This window comes from Pseudomonas sp. K2I15 (assembly GCF_002204795.1).
GTDB lineage: Bacteria > Pseudomonadota > Gammaproteobacteria > Pseudomonadales > Pseudomonadaceae > Aquipseudomonas.
Map to the genome: position 1 here is coordinate 70,565 of NZ_NIXO01000025.1, position 20,145 is coordinate 90,709.

Here is a 20,145-nt window from a genome sequence, read left to right on the forward strand (position 1 = left end):
GCATCAACCTACGAAGGGATTTCGCCGTGCGCTGGCTCAGGATCGCCATAGGTTTCACTGTCAGTCTGCTGACCTTGCTCTGCTTGCTCCCGGCCCAGGCCGCCGCACAAGGCAGTGGCTGGGCGGTATTGCTTGATGAACAGGCCGATCTGCAACTGAGCGATATCCGCTCGCCCCGCTATATCAATCAATTCAGCCCCACCGAACTGGACCGGATTACCGCCGCGCAACCGGACGGTGCGTTGTGGGTACGCTTCAGGCTGCAACCCGGCAAGCACGAGCAAGTGCTGCGGGTATTCGCCCCTGACCTGTCACACCTGAACCTGTACGTGCTCGACGGCGACACCCTGGTGGAGCAACAAGCCACCGGCACCCGCCAGCCCCAGGCCGAGCGCCCGCTGCCCAGCAGCGACTTCATGCTGCCGATGCCCCAAAGCCAGAAGCCGCTGGACGTGTACCTGCGCATGGTCTCGGAACACGAGCTGCGCCCGTACATCACCCTGGAGCCCGCCGTACTGGCGGCGGCCAACCAGAACCAGACGCTGATCTACGGGCTGCTGTTCGGCTGCCTGGTGATGTTGATCCTGCACAACCTGACCCGCTACGCCTACCATCGCTCGCGCAGCAGCCTGTGGCTCGCCGCCTGCGAAGTGCTGTTGCTGCTCAGCCTGGCGCTGTTGCTTAACGTGGTGGGGCCGTGGCTGCCGAACTGGCACGCGATACAAACCCCCGGCGCCTACCTCGCCCTGCTGCTGACGGCGCCCTGCGGGCTGATGTTCGCCTACCGCTTCTTTGCGCCCCTGGGCCCGCATCCGCTGAACAAGCTGTTGATGGCCGACATCCTGCTGATCATCCTGAGTGGGCTGTTGTTGCTGTTCGTCAATACGCTGCCCCTGAACATCATCACCTACGCCCTGGTGGCACTGGCCGGCCTGAGCATGCTGTTCGTCTCGGCCTATCACTGGCAAAAAGGTTATCGCCCGGCGCGCCTGTTCATGCTGGCGATGGTGATTTTCAATATCGGCACGCTGATTATCCTGCCGGCCTTGCTGGGCCTGACATTGGTAGCGCCACAAGGCTTGATCGTCACCCTGCTCGGCTTTATCTGCCTCAGCGGCTTGCTGATGAGCCTGGCCCTGGGTGAGCGCCAGCGCGCTATTACTGAAGACAACTTCAGCCTCAGCCGCGACCTGGCGGCCAGCAATGCCGAAATCGCCGCCAAGGCCGAGTTCCTGGCGAAGATCAGCCACGAAATCCGCACGCCCATGAACGGCGTGCTGGGCATGACCGAACTGCTGTTGGGCACGCCGCTGTCGGTCAAGCAACGCGACTACGTGCAAACCATCCACAGCGCCGGCAACGAACTGCTCACCCTGATCAACGAAATTCTCGATATCTCCAAGCTCGAATCCGGGCAGATCGAACTGGATGACGTGCAGTTCGACCTCAACGCGTTGATCGAAGACTGCCTGAGTATTTTCCGCGCCAAGGCCGAGCAGCAGAACGTCGAGCTGATCAGCTTTATCCAGCCCCAAGTGCCACGCGTGATCAGCGGCGACCCGACGCGCCTGCGCCAGGCGCTGTTGAGCCTGCTGGAAAACGCCCTGCAAAAAACCGATGAAGGCGAAGTGCTGATCGTCGTGGCGCTGGATGAGCGCAGCAGCAAACCGCGCCTGCGCATTGCCGTGCAAGACAGCGGCCTGCCGATGGAGCCCGCCGAGCGCGACGCCCTGCTGCACAGCGAGTTGCACAGCAAGAATTTCCTGTCTGCCACCCGCTTGAGCGGCCACCTGGGCCTGGTCATCGCCCGCCAGTTGATCCTGTTGATGAACGGCGAATTCGGCATCAAGAGCGGCAGCCAACAGGGCAGCACCTTGTGGCTGACCTTGCCGCTGGACCCTGAACGCCTGGAGCACCCAACCTCCGACCTCGACGGCCCACTCAAGGGTGCACGCGTGCTGGTGGTGGACGACAACGACACGTGCCGCAAAGTGCTGGTGCAACAGTGCACGGCCTGGGGCCTGAACGTGAGCGCCGTGCCTTCGGGCAAGGAAGCGCTGGCGCTGCTGCGCACCAAGGCACACCTGCGGGACTATTTCGACGTGGTGCTGCTGGACCAGAACATGCCCGGCATGACCGGCATGCAACTGGCGGCGAAGATCAAGGAAGACCCGAGCCTGAACCACGACATCTTGTTGATCATGCTCACCGGCATCAGCAACGCGCCGAGCAAGATCATCGCGCGCAACAGCGGGATCAAACGCATCCTCGCCAAACCCGTGGCCGGCTACACGCTCAAGACCACACTCGCCGATGAGTTGACCCAGCGCAGCAAGGGCACCGTGCAGCCACGTCAGCCGGCGATCAGCGCGCCAGCACCCGTGACGGTGCCGAGTGATTTCCGGATTCTGGTGGCTGAAGACAACAGCATCTCCACCAAAGTGATTCGCGGCATGCTCGGCAAGCTCAACCTGCAGCCGGACACCGCCAGCAACGGCGAAGAAGCCTTGCAGGCGATGAAGGCCCAGCGTTACGACCTGGTGTTGATGGACTGTGAAATGCCGATCCTCGACGGCTTCTCCGCGACCCAGCAATTGCGGGCGTGGGAAGTCAGCAACCAACGGATTCGTACGCCGATCGTGGCACTGACGGCGCACATTCTTTCGGAACACAAAGAGCGTGCACGCCAGGCCGGGATGGACGGGCACATGGCCAAGCCAGTGGAGCTGTCGCAATTACGCGAACTGGTGGAGTATTGGGTGGCGCAGCGGGCCCAGCGCCCTGAACACGCCCCCACGTCCTGATGCAACTGTCACTGCGCAAGGGCTGTTGTGGCGAGGAGGCTTGTCCCCCGTTGGGCTGCGCATCAGCCCCAGTAAGAGCACCGCATTCCTTCAGTTAGAACTTCATGGCCGGCTTTGGGGCCGCTTCGCAGCCCAACGGGGGCAAGCCCCCTCACCACAGGGCAGCACGTTCATCACAGGACAAGGCGTCCCAAGCACAGGTAAACTCCCGCTCGCCCTCCTTCGCTGTGAGCTCCCACCATGCTCCACGTGTTGTTCAGCGTTTATTTGAAGATGCTGGTGCTCTACAGCCCCTTCTTCGTGCTTTCCTGCTTTATCAGCCTGACCCGTGGCTACTCCAGCAAGGAGCGCCGGCGCCTGGCCTGGAAAGTGGCCCTCGCCACCCTGGTATCAAGCGTATTGCTCTACCTGTTTGGCCGGGTGATTTTCAGTGTGTTCGGCATCACCGTCGACGCCTTCCGCATCGGCGCCGGCAGTGTGCTGTTTATTTCCGCCCTGGGCATGGCCCAAGGCAAGTCGGCGGTGCAGACCGACAATGTGCAGCAGGACGTGACCATCGTACCGCTGACCATCCCCCTGACCGTCGGCCCCGGCACCATCGGTGCGCTGCTGGTGATGGGCGTCAGCCAGCCGCACTGGGACGACAAGATCACCGCCATCCTCAGCATTGCCCTGGCCAGCCTGACGGTGGGCGTGGTGCTGTACCTGTCCAACCGTATCGAACGTATCCTCGGCGACCAGGGCTTGCAGATTGTCAGCCGGTTGATGGGGTTATTTGTGTGTGCACTGGCCGCGCAAATCATCTTCACCGGCGTGCGCGGTTACCTGGTGCCCTAAACATCAAATCCTGTATTGAGCGATAGCCAGGCGGACCTTGTCCCCTGCGCTTTCGCGCAGCAGTTGTATCGTGGTTTCGTTGACCACCGAGCTGTTCAGCACCAGGCAGGTGCGGCCACTGAAAGCCTCAATGGATGCACTGTCCCATTCAAGAAACGGCACGCTCAGTTGCTTGCTGACGCCGTGGGAGCTGTAGGTCACCAGCACCATCGAAACTTCCCCCGCTGTTTCCGAGCAGGACGCCAAGCCAAAGTCCCCACCCTCATGCGTCGTGGCATTTCGTTTGAACAACTCGAACGAGGCCGGCAGCTGCTTCAAGGCTTCAACCGCCTCCGCCACCCGCTTGGGCAACACACTGATCAACGGCCCCGACAGGAACGTCGAGGCCACGGTGGCGGCCACCAGGTTCAGCGCCGCCAACTGCACCGACAGCCCTTTGCGGGTCGTGTACACCCGCTCGAAGCTGCTCCGGACCGGCATCCACCCCAGGCTGCTCATCACCTTGATGAATTCGTTGTACCAAGCCTCCGTTCCCCGGGCGATGCGCATTACATCGCTGACGTAGCTGCTCGCCAGCAGATAGCTTTTGCGCGTGTACTCTTTGTTGAGGTTGCTCATGCCGTCCACAAACGACATGACACTGTTATTCACCACCGCCGCGTTCAACTCATCTTCAACCTCGGGCTTCACCGGCGCGCTCAACCCCGATGACGTTTTGGACGCTCCTGGAAGCCGGTAAGCGGCAATCAGCTTCCTCCTTTTTGCGCTGTTGATTCGTCTGTCATTTCGCTCCATAGCCATTTCTCCATAACCCCCAACATGGGGCTTAACGCCAACACTAGTCGAGTTGCCAGGGATTTTTAGCAGCTGGAAATTGACGAAAGAACGCCCCGCAATGCGCAGGAAAAATCACCGCCGGCGGCGCAGCTGAGTAAACGTTGGGGATGAACCGGCGGCCAGGAAAGACGCCGTGTTTTTCTTCGGCCAATAGAGAAAGGTACGACTCGACCCGCTGCAAAAACCGCTCGGCAAGCAGACCCTTCTTCCATCACCTGATGACTTTTTCAAAGTGGCCCCATTGCGGGGCCACCGTTGTTTTTCAGGACGCGGGCTTCTCGCCATACCAACGTGGCGTGTACACCCAATCGCCGCCACCCGCCCGTGGGAATACACAGGTGGTGGACGAGCCGATCAAGACCATGGTGCGCATGTCCACCTGCTCCGGGGTCAGTTGCCCCAGCGTGGTGACGCGCAGGGTCTGGCCCGGGCGGCCAATATCGCGGCCCAACACCACCGGCGTTTCGGCCGTGCGATGCTGCGCGACAATCTCCAGGGCGCGCCCCAACTGCCAGGGCCGTGCACGGGAAATCGGGTTGTAGAACGCCAAGGCAAGGTCGGCCTGTGACGTCAGGTCCAGGCGCTTCTCGATGATTGCCCACGGCTTGAGGTTGTCCGACAGCGACATCACGCAGAAGTCATGCCCCAGCGGAGCACCCGCCTGTGCCGCAGTGGCGAGGGACGCTGACACGCCGGGCAGGATCTCCAGGTCGACCTGATGCCAGGCCGGGTCGTTGGAGTCGTGCAAGGCCTCGATCACCGCAGCGGCCATGGCAAATACGCCCGGGTCACCCGAGGACACCACCACCACCGAACGCCCCTGCGCCGCCAGCTCGAAGGCGTGACGGGCGCGCTGCATCTCTTCGCGGTTGTCGGTGCAATGCTGGATTTGGTCCGGGCGGAACGGCCCGGCCATGCGCACATAGGTTTCGTAACCCAGCACGTCGGTGCAGCGGGCCAGCTCGGCCTTTACCGCCGGCACAATCAATTCGGCAGCGCCGGGGCCCAAGCCGATCACCGCCAGGCGACCACGGGGGCGACCAATCAGGGACAGGTCCAGAGGAGCGTCGGCCACCGTGATCGCGATGTCCGCTTGGGTCGTCAAGCCGGCAAAGCGCAATGGCACGTCCAGCTCGACCGCCGCTTCATGCAACGACGAATCGGCCATCTCTGTTTCAGCCGCCAGCAAACACGCCAGGGACTGCACGGCGAGTCCTGCATCCTGCAACGTCGCACGAATGCGCGCGGCTAACTGCGGCCCCGGCTGGCAGGTGACCAGCACGTTCTTCGGATAAATCAGCAGTTCATTAGCGGCAGGCGTGCGCTCGGCGCTGCCGACGTGAATCGCCAGACGCGCTTGCTGATCCTGCGGCAAGTTGGCCTGGTCCAGCCACGGCGCTGCGCCTTCGATGCGCACCGATTCACCCGCCAGCAAGTCGGAAACAAAGCGCTTGCCCAGTTCCAGATCCCCGAGCTGATAACCACTGGGAGGGTTGAGCAGGCAGGTGCCGAAACGCAGCTCGCCACTGGTAGTGATCGCAGCGGCAACGCCCAAGGCAGCGGCGATTTCCCGCGCCAGCACGTTCACGCCACCGAGGCCACCGAGCAGCGGCACCACGGCGCTGCCGTCTTCGGCGACCGCCAAAACAGCAGGCTCCACGCCTTTCTCCAACAGCAGCGGCGCCAGCGTGCGGATTACAATTCCGGCGGCGCACAGGGCAATGATCGGCGTGCCCTGTTGATACAACTGGCGCACGCTGGCACCGAATTCGCTGTAGACCTGGTCAGCACCTTCGACCCGTCCGGCCAGGCCGTGGATCAACGCGTCGGGATACACCTGCTGGATAGCGCGGGCAGTGGCAAGGCTGCCTTGCCCCAGGATGACAATCGCGGGAGCCGTCATCAGCCTTGCCACCTTTCACCCGGAACGATGATCAGCGAGAAGTAAGGCGAGGATGTTGGATCGACGTCGCTCAGGGCGACGATTTTCTGGTTGGCCATGGTCGCGCGCTCGACGTACAACGCCCGGCTCGCCAATCCCAATTCTTCCAATACCTGACGCACCTTGGTGAAGTTGCGCCCCAGCTTCATGATCACCGCCGCATCGGCATCCGCCAGGCGACGCTTGAGTTCGTCATGGGGCAGCACGCCGGAGAGCACCGACAAGCTCTGGTTGCGGTACACCAACGGTGCGCCCAGTACGGAAGCGCCGCCGAGCATCGAGCACACACCCGGGATCACCTGGGCTTCGTAGCGCTCGGCCAGGCGGTCATGCAAATACATGTAGGAGCCGTAGAAGAACGGATCACCTTCGCAGATCACCGCCACATCACGGCCGGCATCCAGATGCGCGGCAACATCGACACTCGCGGTGTCGTAGAAATCGCTGATCACCTGCTCGTAGGACAATGGTGCCGGCAGCACTTCGGTGGTCACCGGGTACACCAGCGGCATCAGGGTTTGCTGTGGCACCAAATGGTCTTCGATGATGCCGAAGGCGTTGCCCTTCTTGCCCTTGGCCACGAAGTACGCCACCACCGGCGATTCGCGCAGCAGGCGCAGGGCCTTGAGGGTAATCAGTTCCGGGTCACCGGGGCCCACGCCCAGGCCAATCAAACGTCCGCGTGCCGGCATTATTCGACCTCCGTGGCCAAGGCGTTGACCGCAGCGGCGGCCATTGCACTGCCGCCCAGGCGGCCCTGCATGATCACAAACGGTACGCCGCGGCTGTCTGCGGCAAGCATAGCCTTGGACTCTGCGGCACCGACAAACCCCACCGGGAAACCGAGGATCAGCGCGGGTTTTGGTGCGCCGGCGTCGAGCATTTCCAGCAGGTAGAACAGCGCGGTCGGTGCATTGCCGATCACCACTACACTGCCTTCCAGGTGCGGGCGCCACAGCTCCAGGGCGGCGGCGGAACGGGTGTTGCCCAGCTCTCGCGCAAGCTCCGGCACGCTGTCATCGCGCAGGGTGCAGATCACCTGGTTATTGGCCGGCAGGCGGGTACGGGTCACGCCTTCGGACACCATCCGCGCATCACACAGGATCGGCGCGCCAGCCGCGAGGGCTTCGCGCCCGGCCTTGCCCGCCCCGATGGAAAATTGCAGGCCGTCGATGGCGTCGACCATGCCGCAGGCATGAATCACCCGCACGGCGAGTTTTTCCAGGTCGGCAGGGATGCGATCCAACTTGGCTTCTGCGCGAATGATCGCGAAGGAGTTGCGATAGATCTCCTGACCGTCGCGGATGTAATCAATCATCGGTGTTGCTCCGTGGGTGGGCGCGCAACAAGGCGCCCGCCGCTTCAATAGAAAGAGTGCGCGCGTGCAGGCGGCCAAAACCGGGCTGGCCTGCGTCGCGAAAATAGAGGTCGTAGTGGCCAGGGCTTACGGCCAGCAAGGTGACGGGCGCGGTGTGTGCGGCAGCGCAGGAACGTGAGCAGCCGGACAGGTGCACGGTGTGGCCGGGTGCAAACGTTGCCAGTTGCAGGGCGTCGGCCTTGGTGTCGGCCAGGCCTTTGGCGCAACCGCTTGCGCCGGTGCAGGCGATCAGGCGTGCCAGGGGTTGGTCAACCGAGCACAAAAAACCAAGCTGTTCGAGGCGCTCGGTGACGGCAGCCGCATCCCGGATATTGGGCAGCAGCAGGCCTTGCCATGGTGTGAAACGCAGGGTGGCGTCGCCATGGTCGACGGCCAATTGCGCGGCGCCCCTGAGCATCGCCGAATCCAGGCGGCCCAAGGGCGCGACGGCGGCGACGTAGACCTGGTTTTTTTGGCGCTGTGGATAACTTCCCAGGTGCAGCGGCGCGGGGTTGGCGCGGCGTGAAAAGCCGTCAACCGGCTGCAATGGCAGGTTTAGTTGCCCGAGAAAGTTATCCACAGACGTTTCGGCCAGCAGGTGCCGCATGCGGGTTTGATCGGGCCGGGCCAGTTCAAGGAACTGCTCCAGCACCGCCACCACCAATGCGTGCCCTTGCGCCAAAGGCACCGCACCCAATGGCGCGTCCTGCGCCGGGCAGCCTGCCAGGCCGAACGCCAACAGCGTCTCGCCATTGGCGTCGAAGGCCGACAGCCACAGGTCGTGGTGATGCTCGAGCATGGCCAGCGCTTCACCGCCGTCCAGTTGTACGGCGAACTTGGCCGACAGTTCATGGAAACGCGGGTGGGTTTCCAGGGTAGCGAGGATCTGGCCTGCCAACGGCCGGGTGTCGAACAGCATGTCGCGGTCGATGCCAGCGCTGGGGCTGAGCATCAGGTTGCGCACATCGTCCGAGGCGGCGCTTCGGGGGCCCAGGTCGGCGGCCAGCAAGGCGGCGATCAATGCGTCTTGCCCCGCGCCTATCCCGCGAATTTGCAGGTTGGCGCGGTTGGTCGCCTCGATCACCCCGCCGGCGTGGGACTGAGCTGCGTCTGCCACGGCAAATGCCTGCTTGGCGCTGATCGAACCACCGGCCAATTTGATTCGGCAAATCCCGCCATCCAACGCCTGGACAATACGCAGCAACCCCGGACAAGCCGAGGGGCGCAAGGTATTGGACAGTGGTGTTGGTTTCACAGGGCTACCGGTTCACGGGTAAAGGCGCGGTATTATGCCTGCTTTGTCCGGCGGCATGAAAAGCCTGCCCGTCGGATGTCGTTCAAGGAATTGATATGTCGCCCTGGCTGACGGTAGTAGGCATCGGTGAAGACGGCTTCAAGGGCCTGGGCAGAAACGCCCGGCACGCCTTGTTGCGCGCCTCGAAAATTATAGGCGGCCAACGTCAGTTGGACCTGTTGCCGGTGTGTATCCGTGGCGAACGCCAGTTGTGGCCCAGCCCGTTTTCCCTGGAGCCGGTGCTGGCCAGGCGCGGTGAAGCGGTGTGTGTGCTGGCCAGCGGCGACCCGATGTTCTATGGCGTGGGCGCAAGCCTGGCGCGGCAGATTCCGGCCGATGAGCTGCTGATTTTGCCGGCGCCCTCTTCCGTGTCGCTCGCGGCAGCGCGCTTGGGCTGGCCGTTGCAGGACGTGGTGACGCTGTCGGTGGTTGCCCGGCCGTTGGCGGCGCTGAATGCGCATCTGGCCACCGGTGTGCGGTTGCTGGTACTGAGCAATGACGGCCAGAGCCCGGCGGCGATGGCTGCGCAGTTGGCTGAGCGCGGGTTTGGCGCAAGCCGCTTGAGCGTGTTTGAACACCTCGGCGGCCCGGATGAACGGCGCATCGACGGCATCGCCCGGGAGTGGCAGGGCGAACCGATTGCCGCGTTGAACCTGGTGGCCATCGACTGCGTGGCCGACGCCAACACACCGCGCCTGTCACGCCTGGCCGGGCTGCCGGACTCGGCCTTCAAGCACGACGGCCAACTGACCAAGCGCGACGTGCGCGCCATGACCCTCGCCCGCCTCGCGCCCACGCCCGGTGAATTACTGTGGGATGTGGGTGCGGGAAGCGGCTCCATCGGGATCGAATGGATGCGTGCTCACCCCAGTTGCCGCGCCTTGGCGATCGAGGCCGATGAAGGTCGGCAACTGCTGATCGAACACAACCGTGATGCCCTTGGTGTCCCCGGCCTGCAACTGATTCGCGGCACTGCGCCTCACGCACTGAAAGGTTTGGAAGCACCAGACGCAATCTTCATCGGCGGCGGCGTGACCTGCGACGGCGTGCTCGACACCTGCTGGCAACACCTGCGCCCCGGCGGCCGGCTGGTCGCCAACGCCGTCACCCTGCAAAGCGAAATGACCCTGATGGCCTGGCGCGAACAACACGGGGGCGAACTGACCCGTATTCATGTGGCCCAGGCTCAGCCGCTGGGGGACTTTGATACCTGGCGCCAGGCGCTACCGATTACCCTGCTGGAAGTGATCAAGCCACTATGAAACGCATCCTGCTGCTGGGCGGCGTGACGGAAGCCCTGGCCATCGCCCGTACACTGGGCCCCGAGCATATCTATAGCTTGGCGGGTGTGGGGCGGGTGCCTACCGATCTCACCTGTCAGGTGCGGGTTGGCGGGTACGGCGGTGCTGAGGGTTTAGCGCAGTTTATTCGTGATGAAGGGATCGAGCTGGTGTTGGACGCGACCCATCCGTATGCCGCACAGATCAGCGCCAACGCTGCTCATGCCGCAGGTTTATGCGGCGTTTCCTGCTGGGCCCTGCGCCGCCCGGCGTGGCGGCCACAGGCCGGTGATGACTGGCGCGAAGTCAGCGACTGGGCCGAACTGATCGAAGCGCTCAAGCCCTTCAAGCGACCGCTGTTCACCCTTGGCCGGGAGCCGCTGCAACACCTGCACGAAATCCCTGCCGAACAGTTCTGGACGCTGCGCGCACTGGATGTGTACCCCGGCAATGAACGCTGCGAAGTGATCGGCGCACGTGGGCCATTTCTGATCGAGGGTGAGCGGGCGTTGTTTGAGCGGCGGCAGATTGATGTGCTGATCAGCAAGAACAGCGGCAGCACGGCTACCGAGCCGAAGCTGGAAGTGGCACGGGAGCGGGGCGTGCCGGTGTTGGTATTAAGGCGGCCGGTGTTGGCGGCGGTGGACCGGGAGTTCATGACCGTCAACTCGGTACTGCGAGCATTACAGGCTCTATGACGCAACACGAAACAAATGTGGGAGCTGGCTTGCCTGCGATACAGACGACGCGGTCGTTCAGATACACCGCAGCGATGCCATCGCAGGCAAGCCAGCTCCCACACTAACCTGCGTCGCGCTGTTAGCTCCGCGTGGCGGCCGCCTGTTCGGCAGCATCGTGCACCCGATCAGCCAGTAACTCCGCCAGTTCGATCAACTGAGCAACGCCTAGCAACTCCTCTCGTTTCGATCCTTCCAGGCTAAACGCCAAGTCGCAACTCAGCGCGTTGGCCGAGGCTAGTGTTTCGATGAGGTTGACCAACAGGTCTTCGGTGCTGATTCCATCGGCTACGGTGAACAGCCGAAAGGGGGGATTGGGGGTAGGTTTAATCATTGTGAAGCTCCTAAGGGAAGTGGAGCTGCCACTGATCGCCGCGACGCGATGGAGGGTGGCAGCTGTGCGCAGGTTCGCGGACCGGTCCCTAGGCAACCCGGCATACCCGAAGGTATCCCGCGCACAGCCGCCATAGCGCCGCACAGTAGACGATAAAAAAGCGCCAACTGAAAGCAGACGATGGCGCTTAGCGCCTATAGGGATCCGGGCCGCGACGCCCGCCCGCTGAGTTTGCAGCAGTGTACGGAGACTAGAGATTGAGTTTCCTAAGGACAACCGCCAATCGCTGTCGGAAATTTCTGTGGAAGGCCGCCACATTCGAATCGGGCACAATCCAAACTGTGGGAGCTGGCTTGCCTGCGATAGCATCACCTCAAACCAGCAGGAAGACCGAGTCGCCGGTATCGCAAGGTGCAATGACCTCGTAGGAAAACGCCTCAATCATCGACATCCTTTTGACAACCCCGCTTTAAAAACCGATTCGCCTTACAACCCCCTTCGAACCAGCCGGCTGGTTCAGCCAAAAGCCCTCGCCCTAAGCTCCCCTCTCGCAGTTTTGCACCAGAGTCTGCGATGGGGATGCACTGCTTTTGCGGCGCATCGTGACTTGTCATTCTGTATCCCAAGGAATACGATCAAAGATGATTCACTTCAAGAAATCCAAGCATTTCCTGGAGTGGCTTGATTCGTTAAACAATAAACCGGCCCGTGCACGCGTACTGGCAAGGTTGGATAACGCACAATCAGGCAACTTCGGAGACTGCGAAACAGTAGGAAATGGCGTTTCGGAAATGCGCATCCACTACGGCCCTGGATACCGGGTTTATTTCACTCGTAGAGAGGAGGTGGTTTACCTGTTGTTGATAGGCGGCGATAAATCAACGCAGAAACGCGATATCCAGCGCGCTAAGCAAATTGCAGCAGACTTTGAAAAAAAGGAGTAAACCATGACTGAATTTACAGACTTCGACATAGCGGAGCACCTCAAGACTCCTGAAGATATGGCCGAGTATCTTGAAGCGTGCTTCGAGGAGGATACCGGTGACGGACTGCTTATTCGTTCAGCCCTCAACAACATCGCTCGCGCCCAAGGAATGACTCAAGTAGCCCGCGACGCCGGCCTCGGACGCGAAAGTTTATATAAAGCCCTCTCCAGCACTGGCAATCCCGAGTTCGCGACTATCATGAAGGTCATGAAAGCGCTCGGCCTGAAGCTGCACGCCACGGCTGATTGACAGCACTGCGACACCAAACCACACCGCCCCTTTTTACTTATCCCCCCCGATCAGGCTAAATACCCACCTGATCGCTTAACCCTACGGATTGTCCGCCATGGCCCGTCAACGCTTTGCATTTGCCTGGATCGCCTGCTTTGCAGTGCTGTTCAATGCGTTTGCCATGCCGATGGCCGGGACGATGCAGCGTTCGAACACTTCCATCGACCAGCTGTTGTGGGGCAGTTTCTGCTCCTCCAACGGCACGAAACTGACGGCGATTGCCCTGGGTAAACTGGAAATTCCAGCACCGCAGCAGGACGATCACTCCACCATGCAGCATTGCTGGTGCTGCTCGGGCTCGGCGCCGTTGGTGGCGCTGCCGGGGCATTCGCCCAAACTGTACGTTGCCCGGTACGACGCGGTGCAAGACCTGCCACCGCCGTCATTGCAATCCCCCACCCCGCGCCAGCAATGGCCGAGCCTTAACCCCCGCGCCTCTCCAACGGTCTGATTTCTTCGCAAGTGAACTGCGTTTAGAACCGTTCTGGAGAACTGCCATGCTCAAATCTTCCCTGCTTCTGGCTGCGTTGTTGCTGCCGGTGTGTGCTGCTGCCAATGCCGAAGACTTCAAGGTCGGCGAACTGGTGGTCAGCGAACCCTGGTCCCAGGAGCTGCCGCCCAACGCGCCCACCGTCGCGGCGTATTTTGTGATTCATAACCAGGGCGAAAACGCTGATCGCCTGCTCAGCGTCGATACGCCCGTGGCCGCCAAGGCCGAACTGCATGAGCACGTGATGCAGGGCGACTTGATGAAGATGCAGCAGGTGACCAGCGTCGCGGTGCCGGCCAAAGGTGACCTTACGTTCGCGCCCATGGCCTACCACGTGATGCTGCTGGGCCTGAAGGACCGCAGTGTATTGCGCGACGGCCAGCATTTCCCGCTGACCCTGAATTTCGAGAAAGCAGGACCCGTGAAGGTGGAAGTGTCGGTGCAAAAGCAACCGCCCATGGCCGGCCACGAGCACATGCACGCCCAGTAGATAAACCTTGATGGGCGCCCCACGCGCCAGGTTGTCACCACACCGCCGTAAGCCCATGAGCGTTATGCGCGGCAGCTGGATCAGCCTGTTTGCCATGCTGATGATCTTTATCGGTCCGCTGATTTCCCAAGCGATGCCGATGGATCATCACGCCGGCATGTCCATGGAAATGTCCATGGATGCACCCAGCTGCCATGGCGACGTAAAGCCTGCGACCGAACACAACAAGACACCCGACGAACACCACGTGCTCTGGGAAAAGTGCGGCTATTGCAGCTTGCTCTTCAGTTGCCCGGCGCTGCCTGGCAGCGTGTCGTTTGTCACCCTCGCCAGCCCGCCGCCCGACAACGCCATAACCCCCGCCCCACGCCTGGGCCATGCCCGGCAAACCGTCTTCCCCGGCGCCCGCAGCCGCGCCCCGCCCATCATCGCGTAAGCACTTCACACCGTTACTTCACCCCGGCCGATTTTAGACAGACAGCCGCAGGCTGCTGGCCGTGTTGTTTACGAATGTTTGATGGAATTTTTCATGTCCAGGTTTTCTGCTGACACCCGTTTGGGATGTACTCCCGTGTTCGCCGTTCTGTGTGGCGCGCTGCTGGTTCCACAGGCTCACGCCGACGAGCATGCCGACCAGAATGAGCTGAGCCCGACGGTGATCACCGCGATCGCTCCCAGCTCGCCGCTGACCGTCGTCACCAACCCCAAGGACCCGCGCCAACCAGTGCCCGCCAGCGATGGCGGCGACTACCTCAAGACCATCCCCGGCTTCGCCCTGGTGCGCAACGGCGGTACCAATGGCGACCCGGTGCTGCGGGGCATGTTCGGCTCGCGCCTGAATATCCTCACCAATGGCAGCATGATGCTCGGCGCCTGCCCGGGCCGGATGGATGCGCCCACCTCCTATATCTCGCCGGAAACCTACGACAAGCTGACCGTGATCAAAGGCCCGCAAACCGTGCTCTGGGGCCCCGGCGCCTCCGCCGGCACGGTCCTGTTCGAGCGCGAGCCCGAGCAGTTCGGCAAGTTGGGCACGCGGGTCAACGCGAGCATCCTGGCGGGCTCCAACGGGCGCTTCGATAAGGTCGTTGATGCAGCGGCCGGCGGGCCGCTGGGTTATGTGCGGGTGATCGGCAACCAGGCCCACTCCGATGACTACAAAGACGGCAACAACGACACCGTCGCCTCGCGCTACGACAAGTGGAACGGTGACGTGGCCCTGGGCTGGACCCCGGACGCCGACACCCTGCTGGAACTCACTGCCGGCCGTGGCAATGGCGAAGCCCGTTACGCCGGGCGCGGCATGGACGGCTCGCAGTTTCTGCGCGAGAGCCTGGGGCTGAGGTTCGAGAAGTCGAACATCGGCGAGGTGCTGGATAAGGTCGAGGCGCAGGTCTACTACAACTACGCCGACCATGTGATGGACAACTACACCCTGCGCGTCCCGTCGGGCACCGGGATGATGGCCGGCCCCATGGCGGCCAACGTCGACCGCCGCACCCTCGGCGCACGCATCAAGGCCACCTGGCGCTGGGCCGATGTGCAGTTGATCAGCGGCATCGATGCGCAAACCAACGAGCACCGCGAACGCAGCGCCATGGGCGTCGACACCTACAAGGACCTGCCCCGCAGCAAGGACGCCAACTTCCACAACTACGGTTTATTCAGCGAACTGACCTGGTACGCCGCCGACCGCGACCGCCTGATCACCGGCGCCCGCGTCGACCGTGCTTCGGCCAAGGATTTCCGGCAAACCATCGGCTCCGGCATGACGAGCAGCCCCAATCCCACCGCCGGCAACACCCGCACCGATACGCTGCCGTCGGGCTTTGTGCGCTATGAGCACGACCTGGAAGGCAGCCCCACCACCCTGTACGCGGGCCTCGGGCACTCCGAACGTTTCCCGGATTACTGGGAGCTGTTTTCCCCCGACACCGGGTCGGTGGGTTCGGTGAATGCCTTCGACGGCGTGAAGCCTGAGAAAACCACCCAGCTGGATTTCGGCCTGCAATACAAATCCGCAGACCTCGACGCCTGGGCCTCGGGTTACGTCGGCCAGGTGCGTGACTTCATCCTGTTCGACTACCAGCCGGGAATGATGGGCACCACTTCCCAGGCGCGCAATGTGGATGCGCGAATCATGGGTGGTGAATTGGGCGCGGCTTACAAGCTGACCTCAAATTGGAAAGCCGACGCCACCTTCGCCTACGCCTGGGGCAAGAACAGCAGCGACGGCAAACCGCTGCCGCAAATCCCGCCGCTGGATGCGCGCTTCGGCCTGACCTACAGCCAGGACGACTGGAGCGCCGGTGCCTTGTGGCGGGTGGTCGCGGCGCAAAACCGCATCGACCAGAACAAGGGCAACGTGGTCGGCAAGGACTTCGACAAGAGCTCGGGGTTTGGAGTGTTCTCGCTGAACGCGACGTATCGCATCAACAAAAACTTCAAGGTCAGCACCGGCGTCGACAACCTGTTCGGCAAGGCTTACGCCGAGCACCTGAACCTGGCCGGCAACGCCGGGTTCGGTTACCCGGCCAACGACCCGCAAGCCATCAAGGAGCCGGGGCGCACGCTCTGGACCAAGGTAGACATGAGCTTCTAAGAGCATCGCAGGCAAGCCAGCTCCCACAGTTGAAATGCATTCCCCTGTGGGAGCGGGCTTGCCCGCGATGGCGGCCTCGATAACACAAAAAATCCAAGCCTTTGCGGAGCAACCCCTGATGAACCCACCAAAGATTTCCTTCTACAACCTGGCCTGGCGTTGGCATTTCTACGCCGGGCTGTTTGTCGCGCCGTTCATGGTGCTGCTGGCCCTGACCGGCATCATCTACCTGTTCAAACCCCAACTCGACCCGCTGATGTACGGCAACTTGCTGACCGTGCAAAGCGCCGAGCACGCATTGAGTGCCGATGAACAACTGCAACGCGCCCAGGCCGCTTACCCACAAGGCAAGATCAGCAAATACCTGCCACCCGCCGACGCCACCAGCAGCGCGCAGTTCGTGGTGCACAACGACGGGCACGAAGTGACCGTATTCGTCGACCCGTATCGCGGCACCGTGCTCGGCGAACAGGACGCCAAATACAACCTGCAAGCCATCGCCCGTGCGCTGCATGGCGAGTTGATGATCGGCACCGTCGGCGATCGTCTGGTGGAACTGGCCGCCGGCTGGGGCGTGATGCTGGTGATCTCGGGCCTGTACTTGTGGTGGCCGCGGGGCAAGTCGGCGGCGGGTATTCTGTGGCCACGGCTGGGCAGTCGCGGCCGCTTGTTCTGGCGCGATTTGCACGCAGTCGCGGGCTTCTGGGGGGCGGCTTTCCTACTGGTGATGCTGCTCAGCGGCATGACCTGGACCGGCTTCTGGGGCAAGCAATACGCCGAGCTGTGGAATAAATTTCCGGCGGCCCTGTGGAACAACGTCCCGCAGTCCGACCTGCAGGCCCGCAGCCTCAACACGGCGAGCCAACAGACCGTGCCGTGGGCCATGGAAAACACGCCGATGCCGATGTCCGGCGAGCATGCCGAGCACATGAAGCATGGCGGCATGACCCAAGGCCCGGCAGCGCCCACCATCAGCCTGCAACAGGTCACGGACCTGGCGCGTTCACGTCACGTCGAGCCCGGCTACAGCATCACCTTCCCCACCACCGCCGAAGGCGTATTCACCATCGCGGTGTTCGCCAACGACCCGCGCAACGACGCCACCCTGCATGTGGATCAATACACCGGCAAGGTCCTGGCCGATGTGCGCTGGGAACACTACAACACCGTGGCACGCGTCACCGAATCCGGCGTGATGCTGCACGAGGGCAAGATGTTTGGCCCGGTCAACCAGATCATCGTGCTGCTGATTTGCCTGATGATCCTGCTCAGTGCCGTCAGCGGCCTGGTGATCTGGTGGAAGCGTCGGCCACAGGGCAGCCTTGGGGTTCCGCCGTTGCGCCACGACCTGCCGAAATGGAAAACCGCGATGGCGATCATGCTCGGGCTGGCGATTATCTTTCCGCTGGTGGGCGCTTCGTTGATCGTGGTCTGGGCGCTGGATCGCCTGGTGCTTTCACGGCTTTTCAGCCAACGTGAATCTGCCTCAGGTTCGGCATGAAACAGGCGAGATGCCCTGTATAGAGGCGTTAGGTAGTCTTGCGCGGGCTTTCACCTACGCCACAGCAAGTGTTATATTATAACACTTGCTGTATATTCCCGGCTCGCCGCACCCTGCGGCGAGTAGCGTCTCGAAGAAGCGATTTATCGTCCGATGAACAAGTACCTTGCGTGCGGCCTGTGCCTGCTCGCCCTGCACAACAGTGCCCAGGCCCTGACGCTTCCCGCCAGCCCCGTTACCGCGCCTGCGGTCGACGACGAGCGCGTCGACCTGAACACCCCGACCACGGCAGGTTCGCGCCTGAACCTCACCGCCTTGCAAACCCCTGGCAGCGTTGAAAGCCAGACCGGCAAGCAGATCCGCGAACGGGGCGATGCCACGGTGCAGGACGCCATCTCCCGCGCCACCGGCATCAGCCGCACCGGCTCGCCAGGCGACGGCGGCACCTCCTTGTCGGCGCGGGGCTTCACCGGCCAGAGTTCGGTGCTGCAACTGTACGATGGCGCCCGCATGTTCGATGGCGCGGGCACGTCCACTTTCCCGGTCGACACCTGGTCTGTGGAGCGGGTGGACGTACTGCGCGGCCCGGCCTCGGTGATGTACGGCCAGGGCGCCACCGGAGCAGTGATCAATACCCTCCCGAAGAAACCCTTCGAAGGCGAGATCGAAAACCACATCCGCCTGGGCTACGGCTCTTATGATCGCCAGCAGCAAGCCCTCGACAGCGGTGGCTCGCTGACCGACACCCTGAGCTATCGCCTGAACATCAACCGCCTGCGCAGCAACGGTTTCATCGACCGTGGCGACTCCGGCAGCGACTTCGTCAGCGGTGCCCTGCGCTGGCAGGCGGCGGACAACCTGAGCGTCACCCTGGCCACCGACTACGGCGACCAAACCCCGCAAAACGACTACGGCACACCACTGATCAACGGCCAGTTGCACAAGAGCCTGCGGGACAAAAATTACAATGTCAGCAACGATATCCAGCACTACAACGACCAGTGGACGCGACTGACCAGCCAGTGGCAGATCAACGACAACGTCACCGCCACCAACGAACTGTCATACCTGAAAAACCAGCGCCGCTGGCAGAACGCCGAGAGCTACAACGATGTAAACGGCGGGCTGGTGCGCCAGAGCTACCTGGGCATCAAGCACAACCAGGAACAGGTCGGCGACCGCCAGACCTTCACCTTCAAACACACGCTGTTCGGCCTCGACAGCCAGACCGTGACGGGTGTGGAGTACAACCGCATTCGCTTCCGCCTCGCCAGCAATTCGCCGTTCGATGACCTGACGAACGCCGGCCAACCGGTGGACATCAGCCACCCGGTGCCACAACCGTTTGAAAGCGCAGACCCGTTCATTCCACAGTCCGTCAGCACCACCAAACAGCTGGCGGCCTTTGCCGAGAATCGCCTGCAACTGACCGATCAACTGTCCCTGGTCACCGGCGTACGCCGCGACTACCTGCACATCGATCGGGAATCCCTGGTTGATGGCAGCGACTCCAACAAGACCTTCACCGGTAACAACTGGAAAGCCGGCCTGGTCTACGCGATCACCCCGGACACCTCGGTGTACGGCCAGTACGCGACCAGCACCGATGGCGTCGGCAGCCTGATCACCTTGGACGCAAACCAGCAGCAGTTCGGCCTGTCCACGGCCAAGCAAACCGAGATTGGCCTCAAGCAGGCGTTCTGGGACTCGCGTGGTGAATGGACCCTGGCGGCCTATCACATCGTCAAAAAGAAACTGTTGGTGAGCATTCCCGGCACCGACCTCAAGGAACAAGTCGGCCAGCAATCCTCCAACGGCCTGGAAGCCAGCCTCGACCTGCAACTGCCGAACGCCTGGCAGTTGCAAGCCAACGCGGCCATCGTGCGGGCGCAGTACGACGACTTTTCCGAAGTGGTCAACGGCCAGGCCGTATCCCGCGACGGCAATCGCCCGACCGACGTGCCGCGCCGCACTGCCAACCTGTGGCTGAGCAAGGCCGTGACCGACGACATCCGGGCGGGCGCCGGCGTGCGTTATGTCGACGCACGTTTCGCCAACACCGCCAACACCAGCGAAGTGCCGAGCTACACCGTGGTTGACGCCACCGTGTCATGGAAAGCCATGCGCAACACGACATTGGGCCTGCAATTGAATAACCTGTTTGACCGCACCTATGCCGTCAGCGAATACAATGAAGGCCAGCAATGGATCCTGGGTGAACCCCGGTCGTTCTTCGTGACGGCGGATTACACCTTCTAACTGAATGCGACACTGTCCAAAGTGGGAGCGGGCTTGCTCGCGAATGCGGTGGATCGATTACAGATGTATTAACTGGCACACCGCATTCGCGAGCAAGCCCGCTC

At 62.3% G+C, this 20,145-nt stretch carries 18 protein-coding genes; 12 read left to right on the top strand and 6 right to left on the bottom strand.

Features of this window, described 5'->3' with window-relative positions:
* Positions 1 to 26 precede the first annotated feature (26 nt).
* Together CEC48_RS16665 and CEC48_RS16670 are read left to right on the top strand one after the other, a co-directional pair.
* Positions 27 to 2,804 (top strand): hybrid sensor histidine kinase/response regulator, encoded by a 2,778-nt coding sequence (locus CEC48_RS16665; RefSeq protein WP_088424732.1) that lies wholly within the window; start codon positions 27 to 29, stop codon positions 2,802 to 2,804.
* Positions 2,805 to 3,044: 240 nt separating this feature from the next.
* The gene (locus CEC48_RS16670) at positions 3,045 to 3,641 is read left to right on the top strand and encodes a MarC family protein (RefSeq protein WP_003217330.1); all 597 of its coding nucleotides are present in this window, start codon (positions 3,045 to 3,047) and stop codon (positions 3,639 to 3,641) included.
* 3 nt (positions 3,642 to 3,644) lie between these two features.
* Here the strand turns inward: CEC48_RS16670 and CEC48_RS16675 are convergent, their stop codons facing one another.
* The 5 genes from CEC48_RS16675 to cobG all read right to left on the bottom strand — a co-directional run bounded on the left by CEC48_RS16675 (position 3,645) and on the right by cobG (position 9,017).
* Positions 3,645 to 4,436 (bottom strand): hypothetical protein, encoded by a 792-nt coding sequence (locus CEC48_RS16675; protein WP_088424733.1) that lies wholly within the window; start codon positions 4,434 to 4,436, stop codon positions 3,645 to 3,647.
* 304 nt (positions 4,437 to 4,740) lie between these two features.
* Entirely contained in the window at positions 4,741 to 6,381 is a 1,641-nt protein-coding gene (gene cobJ / locus CEC48_RS16680) for a precorrin-3B C(17)-methyltransferase (protein WP_088424734.1), read from the bottom strand.
* Positions 6,381 to 7,112: a precorrin-2 C(20)-methyltransferase gene (locus CEC48_RS16685; protein ID WP_088424735.1), complete on the bottom strand. Its 732-nt coding sequence runs from the start codon at positions 7,110 to 7,112 to the stop codon at positions 6,381 to 6,383. Before CEC48_RS16685 ends, cobJ begins: the two co-directional genes overlap by 1 nt.
* Complete coding sequence (locus CEC48_RS16690) at positions 7,112 to 7,738, bottom strand: precorrin-8X methylmutase (RefSeq protein ID WP_088424736.1); 627 nt, start codon at positions 7,736 to 7,738, stop codon at positions 7,112 to 7,114. The genes CEC48_RS16685 and CEC48_RS16690 overlap by 1 nt, the downstream gene beginning before the upstream one ends.
* Complete coding sequence (gene cobG / locus CEC48_RS16695) at positions 7,731 to 9,017, bottom strand: precorrin-3B synthase (protein WP_305883186.1); 1,287 nt, start codon at positions 9,015 to 9,017, stop codon at positions 7,731 to 7,733. Before cobG ends, CEC48_RS16690 begins: the two co-directional genes overlap by 8 nt.
* A gap of 110 nt (positions 9,018 to 9,127) precedes the next feature.
* On the opposite strand from cobG, the gene cbiE reads away from it, so the two are divergent.
* Positions 9,128 to 10,333, top strand: a complete 1,206-nt coding sequence (cbiE, locus tag CEC48_RS16700; protein ID WP_088424738.1) for a precorrin-6y C5,15-methyltransferase (decarboxylating) subunit CbiE — start codon at positions 9,128 to 9,130, stop codon at positions 10,331 to 10,333.
* Complete coding sequence (locus tag CEC48_RS16705; RefSeq protein WP_088424739.1) at positions 10,330 to 11,049, top strand: cobalt-precorrin-6A reductase; 720 nt, start codon at positions 10,330 to 10,332, stop codon at positions 11,047 to 11,049. The genes cbiE and CEC48_RS16705 overlap by 4 nt, the downstream gene beginning before the upstream one ends.
* A gap of 121 nt (positions 11,050 to 11,170) precedes the next feature.
* Here CEC48_RS16705 and CEC48_RS16710 read toward each other — a convergent pair whose 3' ends face one another.
* A complete protein-coding gene (locus CEC48_RS16710) occupies positions 11,171 to 11,422 on the bottom strand; it encodes a DUF6124 family protein (RefSeq protein ID WP_088424740.1) in 252 nt (83 codons plus the stop codon).
* Positions 11,423 to 12,063: 641 nt separating this feature from the next.
* On the opposite strand from CEC48_RS16710, the gene CEC48_RS16715 reads away from it, so the two are divergent.
* From CEC48_RS16715 to CEC48_RS16750, 8 genes are all read left to right on the top strand, one after another.
* Positions 12,064 to 12,366, top strand: a complete 303-nt coding sequence (locus CEC48_RS16715) for a type II toxin-antitoxin system RelE/ParE family toxin (RefSeq protein WP_088424741.1) — start codon at positions 12,064 to 12,066, stop codon at positions 12,364 to 12,366.
* A gap of 3 nt (positions 12,367 to 12,369) precedes the next feature.
* Positions 12,370 to 12,657 (top strand): addiction module antidote protein, encoded by a 288-nt coding sequence (locus CEC48_RS16720; RefSeq protein WP_010173992.1) that lies wholly within the window; start codon positions 12,370 to 12,372, stop codon positions 12,655 to 12,657.
* Positions 12,658 to 12,754: 97 nt separating this feature from the next.
* On the top strand, positions 12,755 to 13,150 hold the full coding sequence (locus CEC48_RS16725) for a DUF2946 domain-containing protein (protein WP_088424742.1): 396 nt from the start codon (positions 12,755 to 12,757) through the stop codon (positions 13,148 to 13,150).
* A gap of 46 nt (positions 13,151 to 13,196) precedes the next feature.
* Positions 13,197 to 13,679 (top strand): copper chaperone PCu(A)C, encoded by a 483-nt coding sequence (locus tag CEC48_RS16730; protein ID WP_088424743.1) that lies wholly within the window; start codon positions 13,197 to 13,199, stop codon positions 13,677 to 13,679.
* Positions 13,680 to 13,743: 64 nt separating this feature from the next.
* Entirely contained in the window at positions 13,744 to 14,115 is a 372-nt protein-coding gene (locus CEC48_RS16735) for a DUF2946 domain-containing protein (protein ID WP_088424744.1), read from the top strand.
* A gap of 93 nt (positions 14,116 to 14,208) precedes the next feature.
* Complete coding sequence (locus tag CEC48_RS16740) at positions 14,209 to 16,281, top strand: TonB-dependent copper receptor (RefSeq protein WP_088424745.1); 2,073 nt, start codon at positions 14,209 to 14,211, stop codon at positions 16,279 to 16,281.
* Positions 16,282 to 16,399: 118 nt separating this feature from the next.
* On the top strand, positions 16,400 to 17,782 hold the full coding sequence (locus CEC48_RS16745; RefSeq protein ID WP_088424746.1) for a PepSY domain-containing protein: 1,383 nt from the start codon (positions 16,400 to 16,402) through the stop codon (positions 17,780 to 17,782).
* Positions 17,783 to 17,935: 153 nt separating this feature from the next.
* Positions 17,936 to 20,041: a TonB-dependent siderophore receptor gene (locus CEC48_RS16750; RefSeq protein ID WP_088424747.1), complete on the top strand. Its 2,106-nt coding sequence runs from the start codon at positions 17,936 to 17,938 to the stop codon at positions 20,039 to 20,041.
* The last annotated feature ends 104 nt before the right edge of the window (positions 20,042 to 20,145 follow it).

Bases quoted from the DNA above. Each gene is read 5' to 3' on its own strand.
- CEC48_RS16670 (WP_003217330.1), top strand. From the start codon at position 3,045: ATGCTCCACGTGTTGTTCAGCGTTTATTTGAAGATGCTGGTGCTCTAC.
- CEC48_RS16675 (WP_088424733.1), bottom strand. From the start codon at position 4,436: ATGGAGCGAAATGACAGACGAATCAACAGCGCAAAAAGGAGGAAGCTG.
- cobJ (WP_088424734.1), bottom strand. From the start codon at position 6,381: ATGACGGCTCCCGCGATTGTCATCCTGGGGCAAGGCAGCCTTGCCACT.
- CEC48_RS16685 (WP_088424735.1), bottom strand. From the start codon at position 7,112: ATGCCGGCACGCGGACGTTTGATTGGCCTGGGCGTGGGCCCCGGTGAC.
- CEC48_RS16690 (WP_088424736.1), bottom strand. From the start codon at position 7,738: ATGATTGATTACATCCGCGACGGTCAGGAGATCTATCGCAACTCCTTC.
- cbiE (WP_088424738.1), top strand. From the start codon at position 9,128: ATGTCGCCCTGGCTGACGGTAGTAGGCATCGGTGAAGACGGCTTCAAG.
- CEC48_RS16705 (WP_088424739.1), top strand. From the start codon at position 10,330: ATGAAACGCATCCTGCTGCTGGGCGGCGTGACGGAAGCCCTGGCCATC.
- CEC48_RS16710 (WP_088424740.1), bottom strand. From the start codon at position 11,422: ATGATTAAACCTACCCCCAATCCCCCCTTTCGGCTGTTCACCGTAGCC.
- CEC48_RS16715 (WP_088424741.1), top strand. From the start codon at position 12,064: ATGATTCACTTCAAGAAATCCAAGCATTTCCTGGAGTGGCTTGATTCG.
- CEC48_RS16720 (WP_010173992.1), top strand. From the start codon at position 12,370: ATGACTGAATTTACAGACTTCGACATAGCGGAGCACCTCAAGACTCCT.
- CEC48_RS16725 (WP_088424742.1), top strand. From the start codon at position 12,755: ATGGCCCGTCAACGCTTTGCATTTGCCTGGATCGCCTGCTTTGCAGTG.
- CEC48_RS16730 (WP_088424743.1), top strand. From the start codon at position 13,197: ATGCTCAAATCTTCCCTGCTTCTGGCTGCGTTGTTGCTGCCGGTGTGT.
- CEC48_RS16735 (WP_088424744.1), top strand. From the start codon at position 13,744: ATGCGCGGCAGCTGGATCAGCCTGTTTGCCATGCTGATGATCTTTATC.
- CEC48_RS16740 (WP_088424745.1), top strand. From the start codon at position 14,209: ATGTCCAGGTTTTCTGCTGACACCCGTTTGGGATGTACTCCCGTGTTC.
- CEC48_RS16745 (WP_088424746.1), top strand. From the start codon at position 16,400: ATGAACCCACCAAAGATTTCCTTCTACAACCTGGCCTGGCGTTGGCAT.
- CEC48_RS16750 (WP_088424747.1), top strand. From the start codon at position 17,936: ATGAACAAGTACCTTGCGTGCGGCCTGTGCCTGCTCGCCCTGCACAAC.